The following is a 14,056-nucleotide window of genomic DNA, read 5'->3' on the forward strand; positions in this document are numbered from 1 at the left end:
GATCAGTTTTTAAAGTAAGTGTGTAGCGACTAGGCTACACACTTATAATAAATCTATTAGAAATATAGGCTTTCAACCGTTTCACCGGCAATTTTAACGTCACACTTGTCGCCTGACTTTGAATTAGATGACTGAATAGCGCCCGCTACCGCACCAAATACACCACCTTTTTCATTCAGCACAGAGCTAAAGTAACAATAGCTAGAAACATTAACTTCTTGATAGCTCGTGTTTAAGTTAAGTGTTGGCGTGTATGGAGGAAAACGACCTTTCATTACCGGATCGCCATTTACCGTTAGTTGTACTTCATTTCGTTTAGTGTCGTACTGGCCACCAAAAACGTAAGTCTTACCTTGGTACGCAATGGTTTTTTCTTGTGCTTGAATTGGCGGTGTAGAACCACAACCAGCAAGTGTAAGTGAAGAAAGTGCAACAAGTGAAAGGGTTAGTGTTCTTAACATAATAGAATTTCCGTATAAAAATAAGACAAAAATTACTCTACGTTAAAGAATATCTAGATTCAAGAAAATGAATGTTAAGATTTGAAATCGTTCAAAACATAAATACAAATAACTACTGGTAAACTCTGTCTACAGCTGTCGCACTATCAGATAATTAAAGATTTACAAGCGAGATAGGTGCACTACGTTTGCATCTTATGATCAAATTTGTGTCGTATTTAATTGAAAGTAGTTGGTGCAGAATTAATTTACTTTGCGTAAATAATAAAGCCAGCCATAACGGCTGGCTTTAAGGTACCTATTTTTTATTTCGTGCTACAAATAACAACGAAACAAAAAGGAGTAACCAACTTAAATTACCTGATGATTTTTTCTTAGGCATTTCGGGCTTAACAACGTCCGGTGTTTTGCTTACACTAATAGTAATTGTTCCTTCAGCTAAAGCGCCAAGCTCATCACTCACTTTATACATAATGATGTCTTCGCCTACAAATCCTTTTTGAGGTTTATACGTTATCGTTTTAGCCGCTTTATCAATGACAATCGAGCCAGACTCAGCGTTAGCCTCAAGTAAGCTAACGCTATCGCCATCAGGGTCACTCATATTTTCAGCCAGGTGGATAACAATATCGGTAGTATCGTTAGTCTCTAATGATAAGTTAGTTACAACGGGTGCACTGTTAGCTCTGATAATGAGCTGAAGTTTTCCATAATCTGTACCGTCACGACCATCGCTTATACCATAGCCAACATTCGCAATACCGAAAAATTCCGGTAATGTCTGATATTGAAGCTTATTGTCATTAATTGTAACGGTTCCGAAGTCACTATCAGCTGATGTGATAGTAAGAGCATCACCATCAATGTCTTCATCGTTTGCAAGTACATCAATGATGATTGAGTCGCCCATTTTAACACTAACAAAATCATCGTTCGCAACTGGAAAATTGTTATCACTCAAAGGTATTGCAACCCCACCTGGGTCAGTTACACGTCCATTTTTGAGGCCATCAGCATCATTTGGTCCACCATCTTCAATTCGTAATTGAATACAGAAGCTTCCTTCAATCAAACCAGGCTGCCATAGCGCGTCACGAGTCGAAGGACAGTATCCTAGCGTACCAGGTGCAGAAAGTACTTCATTATTTGCGTTTAATATAAAGTTGACCCATTCCCCCGCTATTAACTTACGATAAACGGCATTTTTTGGTACAGGTATACTCTGAGGAATGACAATTCTGACTACATCACCCATTTGATCAAGGTTTGTTGCTTCGAATGTATATATTCCTCCGATGTTTTTGGCGTTAGAGTCTTCTATAAGCTCACTAGTCGCTACCGCAGCGCCTCCTGATTGTGCATTCGTAATCACTAAATTACGTTTCAAACATAAGCTCGCATCGCCTTCTAGCAAGAATTGAGATGACTCATCAGCGCTAGTTTGTAACACATTGCATGCATCAATTGCATCAAGGTAATCAGCAATGCCATCACCATCGCTATCTTGGTACCCTTCGGCAAAATCGGCAACGCCGTCCCGATCGGTATCTTTAGTAGTTAGTTCGGGAAGACTTTCAACGACCACTAACGAAATCGATGCAGATGTCGATAAACTTGGCTCACCATTATCGCTTGCAATAAGCCCAATCGTGTAAACGCCGATATCTAATGCCTGAGGTATGAATCTAAATTCACTCTCAGTATCACTGACGTTTTCAATCCCGTCGTTAGACGACCATGTATAGTTTACAGTGTCTTGGTAATTTGCATCAAAAACAGTCGCTTTAATAACCACTTCACTTTGTTGCTTACTTATTAACGTGCGTAACTCATCATTTTGTAAGGCATGAAGCGTTATCCGCGGCGCAACGTTTCGTTCAACAATGTCTATCGTTGTAGAGGACTGAATTCCCAAGTTTAATTGCTCAGATAGTGTAATAACGATTTGTTCATCGCCCTCATTTACTCCATCTGCAAAAATGGTGTAAGGAATAGCTTTTACAACACCTTTATCAAAGATTACACGGCCACTTTCTAAGTTATGATCATTACTATCAGCGGAGCCACTAATACTGAAATTAACAGTAAGGGGATAACTAGGCGCTATACCATTTAAATGAACAAATACATTGCCTGTTTGCTCTTCACTCATCACCGATGGTTTACTTAATGAGACCTGTGGGTTAACAACAACATTCTGTAATGCAACCGAGGTATTGCCTTGGCTGTCAGTAGCCTGCCAAAACACTTCATGGCGTCCAGGTCTGAAGAAAGTACGACCTTCAACAAGCGATACCGACACAGGATTACCTGAGCTATCCACTGCCGTTGCGGCGCCTAAATCTACCTTTGTATACAACCCAGTCGAATCAATAATGACGTCTTCCGGCACGGTAATTATTGGAGCATTGTTATTTCCGTCAGTTAACGTGACTATTGCTGATGCGTTTGCTTCAGCTTTTTCTGAATCACGTACTCGATAATTAATGGTAATTGGTGAATTTATCGAAGGTAATAATGTCAATTGAATGTTGTTTTCAACTAATTCTACCTGACCAATATTCGCATCAGCACCGGATAAAGTTACTACGTCATCTTCAACATCAGTATCATTATTGGTCACATTAATGGTATACACACCAGACTCAGTCACGGGTAATGAAATAACGTCATTAACAGCTATTGGTAAGTCATTAACGGGCTTAACATTAATAGCAACACTCGCTATGTTAGATGTCTTCTTGCCATCAGATGCACTATAGGTAAACGTGTCTTCACCAAAGTAATCCTGATTAGGTGTATAGATAAATACATTATCTTGGAGTTCAACGGTACCGAATTTAGCTGGCGATTCAATTGAAGTGGTTAATGTATCATCTTCGTTGTCGCTAATATCTGGAATTATCGATATAGCTTCATCTTCATTTATAACAACCTGCATATTATTAGCGTTTGGCGCTTCATTTCCATCTTTGACCAAAATATTAAATGCAGGAAGTGACGCAGCAAGTTCGCCGTCAGTTACTGAGATAACAATATTTTCGTAAGAACCAATGTCATTATCGCTAGGGCCCCCTGATAAGCTTCCTACATTTTGATCAAATAACCCCCAACTTGGTTTATTTTGAATTGTGAATGTCAAATTTTCACTATCAATATCGTCGCTGGTAGGCACAAACTGATACATTTGACCTGCTTTTATAGTCGTTAAAGGCGAACCGGAAATTGACGGTGCATCGTTTACTGATGTGATTTGGATGAATACGTTCGCAATGTTTGACGTATTTTGAGACTGATCTTTAACGGTATAAGTAAAGCTATCCGAACCATTAACATTTTCATTTGGCGCATAATTTATCACTCCGTTTAAAACGGTAACCATACCTTTACTTGGCTGATTAACAATATTTACGGATGAAGCTAACAACAGCCCTTCGTCGTCAATATCGTTTGCAATTATGTTAAACGCAACACTCGTATCTTCAAGCGTAGAAACATTATCGTCATTTGCAACAGGAGCATTGTTTACATTATTCACTGTAATACTAAATGGCGCTAACGAACTGCTCAATAGACCGTCGCTAACCGACACGACAATATTAGATGTCGTACCTGCATCATCAAAACTCGGAGTACCAGTGATCGCACCTGTCAACAAGCTGATATTCGCCCAATTTGGTAAACCAGTTGCGCTATATGATAACGCATCTCCGTCTACATCATCACCGACAGGTGAGAAGCTATATGTTTGATTCTCATTCACAGATGTAATTGGTGTGCCTGTGATGGTCGGTGCATCATTCACATTGGTAATATCAATACTTAAAGTAGTGAGCGGAATGTCTCCACTTTCGCCATCGTTACCCAAAATCGTTAAGCTGCCCGAACCTGTGCCTTGTACATCAAGGTCACCGGCAAAGGTAATGTTGCTTGTGGTATCAAGGTAGGTGGTAACGTCGGCAGGTGAACCAACAAGGGTGATACTGGTCGGTGAGACTAAGGTTCCTGTCACACCACTGCCCACGCCTGTACCATCCGCTGGCGTACCAAAGGTGCCACCTGTAACGTTTAGGGTAAGTGTAATTGATACATCGTCTACATCAGCAAAAGAAAAATCAGAGAGATCTACATTACCTTGAATTTCTTCGGTAAAGCTAAGCGTTGTTGGTAATGTTAAATTGCCTGTGTATGCCAAGGTATCAAAGGCTGGGTTAAATGCACCACCACCATTGATGACGGTAAAGGCAGTTACATTCGTCCAATCAGTCGGTGTAATAGTCACACCACTGGCGACGTTTGCGCCCGTTTCTGTGACATTAGAGCCTGTGCCTGAGGTCACATCAAAAGTGAATGTGCCGCCATCGGCAGCGCCATTCACAAAGTGTAAGAAAGAATTGACGTCAATCGCACGGTCAAAGTTGAACGTAGTGAGTGTTGGCCCGGTTGCGCCAGTGTAAATTGAATTCCCAATTGAACTGCCGCCACCACTGGCGTCATTGGTCCAAGTGCCGCTATCGAGGCTCACCGTCATTGTGATGCCGTTGTCGGTTTCAGTGAAGGTGCTAGTGCCACCACCTGAACCTGTCATATCAAACTCACCGGTGAAGGTGGAAATCAAAATAGGATTGTCGTTCACGGGGGTAACATTAATGGTGCTATTCGCAGTATTCCCGTTTGTAGTGCCATCGTTTGCTACCATACTCAGTGCTATGTCATTGATGTCGTCTTGGACCGGTGTCACTGCAATCGCATTCGTATTAGTGATAAAGTTATTTAGCGAACTAATTGTGCCCGAGAGTGTCAAGCTAGCCGTACCATTACCTAATATTGATACACCTCCAGATGTACCTAATGGCGATGACAACGTGCCACTTGCGACCGTTAATGTAATAGTAAGGCTGCTGTTATTACCATCACTAAAGCTCACTGCAGATAAATCGAGGTTACTCTCTGTGTCTTCGGTTGCCGATAAGCTTGTGGGTAAACCTGAAATCACTGGCAGTTCATTTTCACTTATCGTGAGTGACGCACTTGATGTGTTAGAGATGAATGCATTACCACTAGGCCCCGATATATTTATTATCACGGTTTCTGGCGCTTCACCCGTCAAGCCATCATCAACCGACGTCACTGTAAATGTGTTAGTGCTCTGACCACTGTCTATCTGAAAGCTTCCACCACTTGTGGTTCCTGAGAGGTTGAAATCAACACCACCACCTGTCGCCGTCGATGCGCCATCAATTGTGGTTGTCATGGTTACGTTACCATCTGCTGGAAATGGGTCGCCATCTCCGTCTTGCAACGACACGGTAAAGGTTGCAGTAACCGCAGTCTCTGTAATGGTAGAAGGAGAAGCCGCTATACTGAGCTCAGGTAAGGTAACAAAGTTATAGGTCGTTGAATCGCTGATTGCTGGCGCTAAATTGCCCGCAGAATCTATGACAGTACTTGAGCCATACCTCACCGCAATGTCAGTACCTGCGGGTAGGTTTTCTCCTGGGGTAATAGTTATTTGAGCAGCACTGACCGCGATGGTACCACCATTAGAGCCTGTTGCCGCTGCTGTAGAGCTTGCTGTAAACGTTTCAAGAACCGCGTTGTTTGATACGTTAAACACGGTGATGGTTTCACCAACACCAAGTAACACATTTTCATCATAAGACAGCAATAACGAGTCTGTCACCGCGATGTTTGTTGCATTATCCACAGGCAGCGAATTGCCCGTATCTAAGGTCGGTGCAATCGTATCGACAGTGAAGCTAGTAAGCGATAACGGCGTACTTTGGTTGGTATCGGCGTCTTCTACTGTGATAGTACAGTCGCTAAAGGTCGCATGACCGAGTGCACCACCAGCACCATCTGAGTCGAGCGTAATGATGTTGTTGCCAACCACTGCCGTGGTCGTCGCGGTGCTACACGAGCCACCCATAATAATCGTACCTGCTTCAGTTGAACTGAAGGTCACGCTTGGTGTCGCATCGTTAGTTGGGTTCGCAACTGGCGTGACTTCCGTAATGGTGGGTGCCACGTCGTCCGCTATGGTGATCATAAAGCTTTCTTGATAGGTCTCTGGCGAGCTTGGATCTTCATCCGACACCTGAAGACAAACTTGATAGGTGCCTGCATCCAGCGCTGCAGTGCTTTGTAAGTTATTGCCACTAATGGTAAATGAGCTGTTACCCGCGTTACCAGCGCATAACCCATTACCGGAACTGCCGGCAGTGACAAGCGAGAACGCTGTTGGCGTGTCATCGGGATCATTGGCTGACAAGGTTGCGATGTTTGTTGTGGTCCCCGTCGCGCTTTGATTAACTGTAGTGCTAGATACCGTAATATCATCGGGCGCATCATTGACAGCGGTAATAATTACTGAGCTTTGGTTTGCTCCTGAACTATTTGCGATACCATCATTAAATACCCAATCGAATGTAGCGATTGCATCAGGGTCATCAGATCCGTTGCTGTAAGTGATATTTTGCAGCACTTCATTAACCAATACGGTTGTAGGCGTTGATAAGTCACCGCTAAATGTCACCGTTAATGTGCCAGACGTAGAGCTAAATGAAGCAAACTTATCACCAATAGAATTTGTAATGTCACTACCTCTGACTGCCACCTGAGAGCCGTCTTGTACACTAAATACATCATCTGTATTTGCACCGCCATTACGAGCAATAGTTAATGAAGCGCCTGTATAATTACCTTGAGATGAATTCAGTGCATCTAATTCGACGTCACTAATCGTAACATTAGCATCGAGTACCTGCTTTGTTCCGCCTTCGGTATACGCGGAACTGCCATCTAGATTATTAAACAATGGTAAGTTATTGCTTTGTTCAAAGGTTATTAGCGAGTCACCACCAACGTCACTGACCGCTAGGACAGATAAGTCATTTCCAGCACTATTTGTTAAGTTTAGAGAAACTTCTACGCTACTAAAGTCTGTAGCATCAGTATCAATTTCTAATGTGCCAGCGCCATTAAAGCGCACATTAGATGTCGTTAAACCAACTATCCCAGTGAGACGAATTGAATCATCACTAGCCAAATCAACTATCGTGTCACCATTTAAGTCAGAACTTGAACCAGAGAAAATATCACTTTCGCTTCCACCAGTCATACTATCTGTACCAGCACCCGGTGCTATTGTATCAGCACCCGCACCACCGGATAGGTTATCACTACCAGCACTTCCATTAATTGTTTGATCACCTGTAGAGCCTGTGATTGTAAACCCGTCACTAGCAGGTGTCGTTGCTGTTAGCGTTTTACTACTTACATCTGCCGCAGCCATAGTAACGGTAATGCCACCGCCAGAGCCTGTAGCAAACTCCTCAATGGCATTTAAATTACCGCCTGTGACACTGCCTGTCGTTGAAAAGGTCAGCGTATCAGTGCCTGCAGCAGTAATAATGCCACTAAAGCCATTAAGCTGAGCTGGCGTTAAAACAAGGTCAGCACTGTTCTCTAACGTTAGATTTGCAAATCCACTAATTGTGGCACTTGCAATGTCGTTTGCGCCATCTGAAACAAACGTATTTGCAACGTCAGTATTGCCCGTTAAAGATCCGCTAAAGTCAAATGTGGCAATGTCAAACGTAATGGCATCAGATGCAGAATTCGCCGTAAAGGAGTTGCTATTGCTTGCGCCCAAGTTGATGGTACGGGAATCGGTCGAATCGTCACCAAAATCATATGTTTCTACGGTCGTACTATTAATAGTAACGTTGCCATCACCAGAAATATTAATGGTCTCAGCGCCAGCTGCTGTGATGGTTTTTGCTTGTATGGCAGCATACTGCGCTGCCGTCATATCCACGGTAGCGTTAGATTCTAGGCTTAACACCTCAATATTAGTGAGTGTTCCTCCGGTAATATCCGCACCATTACCAAGCAATATGGTATCGTCCGTAGTGCCATTACCAACGAGTGTACCTGTAAATGTTAAAGTACCAAGGTCAAAGGTAATCGCATCATTAGCCGTAGTTGCACTTACACTGTGATCCGCATTTGAAATCGTGATAGTACGCGTATTCGTCGAATCGTCACCGATTGAATAAGTTTCGATATTCGCTAAGGTCGTAAAGTTACCGTCACCAGAGACATTGAGTTGTTCTGAACCAGCTGCTGTAATAGTGCCTGTAAACCCAGCCAATTGAGATGCATCAATCGAAACCGTCGCACCCGATGCTAACGTTAGGTTTTCAATGCCGCCTAATAAAACACCTGAGAAATTAGTACTGTCCACAACACTTAAGGTATCACCCGTTCCGCCAGCACCATTAAGCACACCGCTTGAGTACGTTGCAGCGCCTAATGTAATGGTATCGTTGCCAGAACTTCCCGTAATATTTTGCGTCAATGAACCACCAGAGGTACCCAGTGTCACCGAATTCGCTGCGCCAAGCACATAGGTCTCAATGTCCGCATTAGCGGTAAATCCATCGGTTGCGGCACTAATCGTTATTTGGTTGGTGCCAGAAGCAGTTACAGTACCTGTAAACCCATCATGCTGTGCTTCTGTCATGGTAACTGACGCACCAGAGTCAACAATTAAGCTTGTGATATTTGTCGTATCTATACCCGCGTTAGCAATACTACTGCCGTTGCCCATCTGCAGAATGTCATTGGTATTCGCACCATTTAACGAACCTGTATAGCTAAGCGTGCCAAGGTTAAAGGTAATCGCATCGTTGCTTGAAAAATCAGTAACATAGCCGCCTGTATGAGCAATCGTTACAGTACGTGTATTTGTCGTATCATCACCGACGTGCCAATTTTCGATGTTGTTAAGAGTTGAGAAATTACCATCGCCTGATATGGTTACCGTTTCTGTCCCCGATGCAGTAACGGTACCCGAGAATTGCGACAGCTGTGCTGCACTTAGCGTGGCGCTTGCGCCGCTTGCAAGAGTAAGGTTCTCAAAGCTTGAAACAGTCGCACCTGAAATATCTGCGGATAGCGGCAGGCTTAACGTGTCTGTACCACCGCTGGCATTCAATGTTCCTCCAGAAATGGTACCCGTAAACTCGAAAATATCATCACTACTACTGCCGGTTATGTTTTGCGAGGTAGTCATAAAGCTAACGGTCATGCCACTACTGAGTACATATGTTTCAACACCGCTGTTGGCGGTAATCGACGCGTCGCCATTAGCAGTGCTTACGGTAATTTGATCGCTTCCACCAGCTGCAGTAATTGTCGAAAAGCCATCATGTTGAGCTTCTGTCATGGTGACAGCACCAGTCATGGTAAGTGTTTCAAATCCAGACAACGAATTCGCACCAGCGAGATTACCACCTGTTGTGATTTGCAACTCATCCGTTCCAGTGCCACCAACAATGTCGCCCGTCACGGTAAAGCCTGCGACACTGATTGTGTCTGCCGCACTATCCGCACCGGTCACATCTTGACCCGCAGCACCTAAGGTAAAGACCCCTGTATAGCTCGCGCCTAATGAATACGATTCAATGGCACTATCACCACTGAAGTTATCGCTACCTGAAGCAACGGTAATCGACTGACTCGCGTTGTCAGTAAATGTCGTAAACAACTCATGCTGCGCTGAGGTCATGGTAACGCCAGAGCTTGCAGGAATAGTGATCGTTTCAAAGTTTGAAACGGTTACCCCCGTCATATTCCACGTATCAACGGCGATTAAAACATCGGTTCCACCACCACCATTTGCAGTTCCCGCAGTATGGCTAGCATTGCCTATGGTTAGTGTTTCATCGCTTGAGTCAAACGAGAACGAAGGGGATAAATTTGTACCATTGGTTGTATCAAACGCTGTTGCCGAAGTGGTTGCACTGGTAAAAGAAACGGTATGGGCCGTGCCAGAAGTATAGGTGGCAACGTTGCCGTTGGTGCCATTACCATTACCACTGTCATCGGTGATATTGGTGCTTGCATTAAGGTCTAGGCGGAAAGTTCCTTCCCCAGAGGTGCCCACAGTCACCGTATACACCGAGTTAGCAACCGAAACAGCAACGTTGTCGATAGTACCACCTGCATCTCCCGTCACATTGGTGATGGTAAAATCATCCGCTGTAACATTGTTGGCATTCTCATTAAAGGTTACGGTGAAGTCGACCGAAGTCGCATCATCGCCACTACTTTCCGTAATTGACTGGACAACGGGTGGGGTGACATCGGATACAGTTATCGTAAAGCCTTTTTGAAATGTATCAACACTATCGTTGTTATCATCCGTCTGTACACAAATTGAATACGTGCCCGCAGCCAGTGATGAGTTCGTTCGCAACGTCGAACCACTGAAGTTAAAACTACTATTGTCATCATCTGATGTTGTAGCCCCACAATCACCATTAGCTGATGAGCCATCACTTACTAAACTGTAAGTATGCGTGTCACCTCCATCAGCATCCGCCGTAGTTGCAGTCGCCACCGTGGCATTAGCTCCCGTTGCGCTATCATTAATGGATGTAGTATTTAGAGTAATGTCAGTTGGAATGGCATTAGCAGCCGCCGCCGCGTGATAAATAGAAGTGCCGTTACAATTTCCAGGATTGACAACATGAGTGGGTGTATAATAAGTTCCGCCAAGGACGGTATGACAGTGAGCGCGAGTAGCCGTTGTGCTCGCAAACATTTTATAGCCAGCCTGCTTATCGCCAGAAGTTGTCGCCTGACGCGTTTCAGCACTTGCAAGTAGCCCGTTTTGTTTGAGGTAGTCGACAGTGTTAGCTACCTCAGTCGCAACGCCTTTGTTAAGCTTTTGCTCTCTCTGGTTTGAGAAAGTATTAAATGCTCTTTTACCAGCGTGTGAACTGATTCGATTGGTTGGGTTTTCTGATACAAAAACCACGTTTTCGCTTTTAAGTTTACGTGCGCTGGATAACGAAACCCGACTCGACGGCGCTGCATTAGCCGCACCGAGGACTGCAAGCAAAGGCAAGGCAGCTTTCACAGACTTACTAACTTTAGTTATTTGATTATTGCAATCTTTTTTCATTACCATTCCTTTAATCCAAAGGTTGCAGTTTAGGGTGAGTAAAGTGGTTACGCATGCGAGGGTGCGAAGGCTCTATCAATTCGGGGTAGTGGCAGCCTGTTAATACCGCCACATCATATATCTGCTCAACATCACCTGTAAAAGTGAGCTGAGCTATGGTTGAGTTATCAAGTAAATTAATTAGTGTAATACTGGCTGAAGTTTCCATGCCCGATTCCGCAATAGGAATACTTTGCCGAATCTCACTTTTACGAACTTTAGAAGTAGCAACAATTAAAATATCGCCATGAAACGCCATGCCTCGAGTAAACCCTGCTAATTCAGCCACCACCTTTTTCTCTCTGGTAGCGGGCTCGTAACTGCAGACCTGCCCTAAGCCAGAATTACAAAAATAGACTTTTCCATTATGCCAGCGAGGTGAGTGCGGCATCATCAAGTCGTCTATTAAAATTTCGTTGCTAGCGACATCCATTAAGGTACCAGTATCGTTTTTATCATTTTCACGCCACGCACCAGCAGAGTCTAACTGAGAAAAGGTAGTCACATAGGCTGGCTTTCCATCTTTTAGCGCCATGCCGTTTAGGTGACATCTATCTTCGGGTACTAAGTCGCTGATAAATGGCGGCTTCCAACGCGGTACAAAGCTATAATCTGCATCTAATGTGCATAAACATGAAAAGCTAGAATTAACCACCCAAAGGCCATCATCGCCCCAATCTATGTCATGCAAATTAATCATGCCTGTGTAGTGGGAAGAACGTGCAATATAGCAAGCATCAGTTTTCTCATTGACTGCTTGCATTTGCTCTTCACGATAGTTTTTATATTGACTCTTCTGTTGTTTTGCGCGCTCACGCAATAAATCTTGTGCAGCCCGTTCAATTTCATTTAACTCGTTATTAGCGCTTTCATTTAGGATACCTAACACCAAAGCGTCCGCGGCTTGCGCTTCAGGCGATTTGATCTGCTCAGCATTCACTTTGGGCGCAGTAATATCTCGCTCTATAGGAACTAGCGGTTGCTTAACTTTTTCGAGTAGACCATCTTCACGATAAAAATTAATGATTTGACTGAACGTTCCGAGGGTAAGCCCTTCGTTTGAAGAGACCAACCCCATGGGGCGGGGAAAATGCTTAAAATTCACATCAATGTTTTCACCATCACTGCGCACCAATATCAATCGAGAAGATTGATAAGAAGTGAACACCAAACTTATGTTCAGTGTTTTCAAAATAACAGGGAGGTTATCTGTGTATTCACAAGAATAATCAAAGTCCTTACTTAAAGAAAAATCGGTAGGAAGATTCAAATCTTGATATTGCTCTTGCTGAGATAGCTGCTCCATGGAGTTCCTTATTAAAAGCTTTATTATTGTGATTTATTTTTTTTAAAGTAATTTTTCAGCAAAGACTCTAAACGCGCCACCGTCAACTCAGGTTCTCTTTGCAAAAACAAAGCAGCGACACCCGTTACGTTTGCTGCTGCCAACGATGTTGCTCCCAACTGCCCATATCGACCATTTAGTCCGGTGGTATTTTGTGGCTCAGCATTGACCCACAAATCAACGGTTTCGCCATAATTGCTGAGGGCATGTCTCTCGCCAACTTTATTCAACCCACCTACTACTATAGCAGTTTTTATAGCTGCTTCTGTCGATTGCGGTAAAATATGCTTACCTTGATTCCCTGCGGAAACCACTACCGCAGCTCCCTTCCCATCTCGGCCATTTTTACTCAAATCATCAATCACATCTGCAACTGGCTCCAACAAAAACTGTGATGTCCAGCTACAGTTTACAACGTCAGCTTGCAACAATTTTGCAAGATGGAAACTAACCAAAGTATTTGAAGTCCATGTATCGGGTTGACGAATAGCAATTAACTCAGCACTAGGGGCTATCCCTTGCACTTTCCCTTTTTCAGTCGACGCGAAGATGACTCCAGCCACCTTTGTTCCATGGGATTCCTGATAGAAATGAGGACTAACATCAACTCCTTTATCTGTTACATCAAAGCTGAACTTAACGTTAACATCTTTTAATTCAGGATGGTTGAGGTCAAACCCGTCATCGATTATTGCAATACTGACGCCAGTGCCATCATACTCTTTCAGCCCTTCCCTTATGTTTGGTGGTTTGGTGATGAGCGCGTTTACACTGGTACTATGGTGTTGTCTTTGCTGCTGGATATCCGGCTGAACAAGTAAAACACCATAAAGCGACTGCAACTCCTCAATTAAACTTGGCATAGCGCTATATACGCTGACCTCAATGACAACATAGTCAAAGCCGTGCCCTTCATAAGCAAGCCAAATACGACGAATATTCGGAAACAAGCGTTCTATCTGCTGAGTTTTTAACGTTTTATTCTTTTTAACTATGATACGGCTACTCAAAGCTATTGGATATTGTTTCCCATTGCTTTGAAGTGTTGTATGCATCCCCTCAATTAACATCTTCATGGAAAAGTTATAAAAGTTTAGATTCAAATTGCCTGCGGCAATACTGTTTGCGTATGCATTCCCTGCAAATATAATGAAAAAATACAAATATCGACGACTGACTAACATTAATCTTCAACTTTTACAACTCAAATGTGTGAAGAAAGCATAACGTTCTTCA

Annotated in this window: 4 protein-coding genes; all 4 read right to left on the reverse strand. The window is 43.5% G+C overall.

What is annotated here, in order from left to right:
• Positions 1–56: 56 nt before the first annotated feature.
• The 4 genes from PSPO_RS18485 to PSPO_RS18500 all read right to left on the reverse strand — a co-directional run bounded on the left by PSPO_RS18485 (position 57) and on the right by PSPO_RS18500 (position 14,004).
• Positions 57–461, reverse strand: coding sequence for a hypothetical protein (locus PSPO_RS18485; protein WP_010559053.1), 405 nt, complete (start codon positions 459–461; stop codon positions 57–59).
• Positions 462–759: 298 nt separating this feature from the next.
• Positions 760–11,436, reverse strand: a complete 10,677-nt coding sequence (locus PSPO_RS18490; RefSeq protein WP_010559052.1) for an Ig-like domain-containing protein — start codon at positions 11,434–11,436, stop codon at positions 760–762.
• Positions 11,437–11,446: 10 nt separating this feature from the next.
• Complete coding sequence (locus tag PSPO_RS18495; protein ID WP_010559051.1) at positions 11,447–12,781, reverse strand: TIGR03032 family protein; 1,335 nt, start codon at positions 12,779–12,781, stop codon at positions 11,447–11,449.
• A 23-nt stretch (positions 12,782–12,804) separates the two neighbouring features.
• A complete protein-coding gene (locus tag PSPO_RS18500; protein ID WP_010559050.1) occupies positions 12,805–14,004 on the reverse strand; it encodes a S8 family peptidase in 1,200 nt (399 codons plus the stop codon).
• Positions 14,005–14,056 lie beyond the last annotated feature (52 nt).

The organism is Pseudoalteromonas spongiae UST010723-006, assembly GCF_000238255.3.
GTDB lineage: Bacteria > Pseudomonadota > Gammaproteobacteria > Enterobacterales > Alteromonadaceae > Pseudoalteromonas > Pseudoalteromonas spongiae.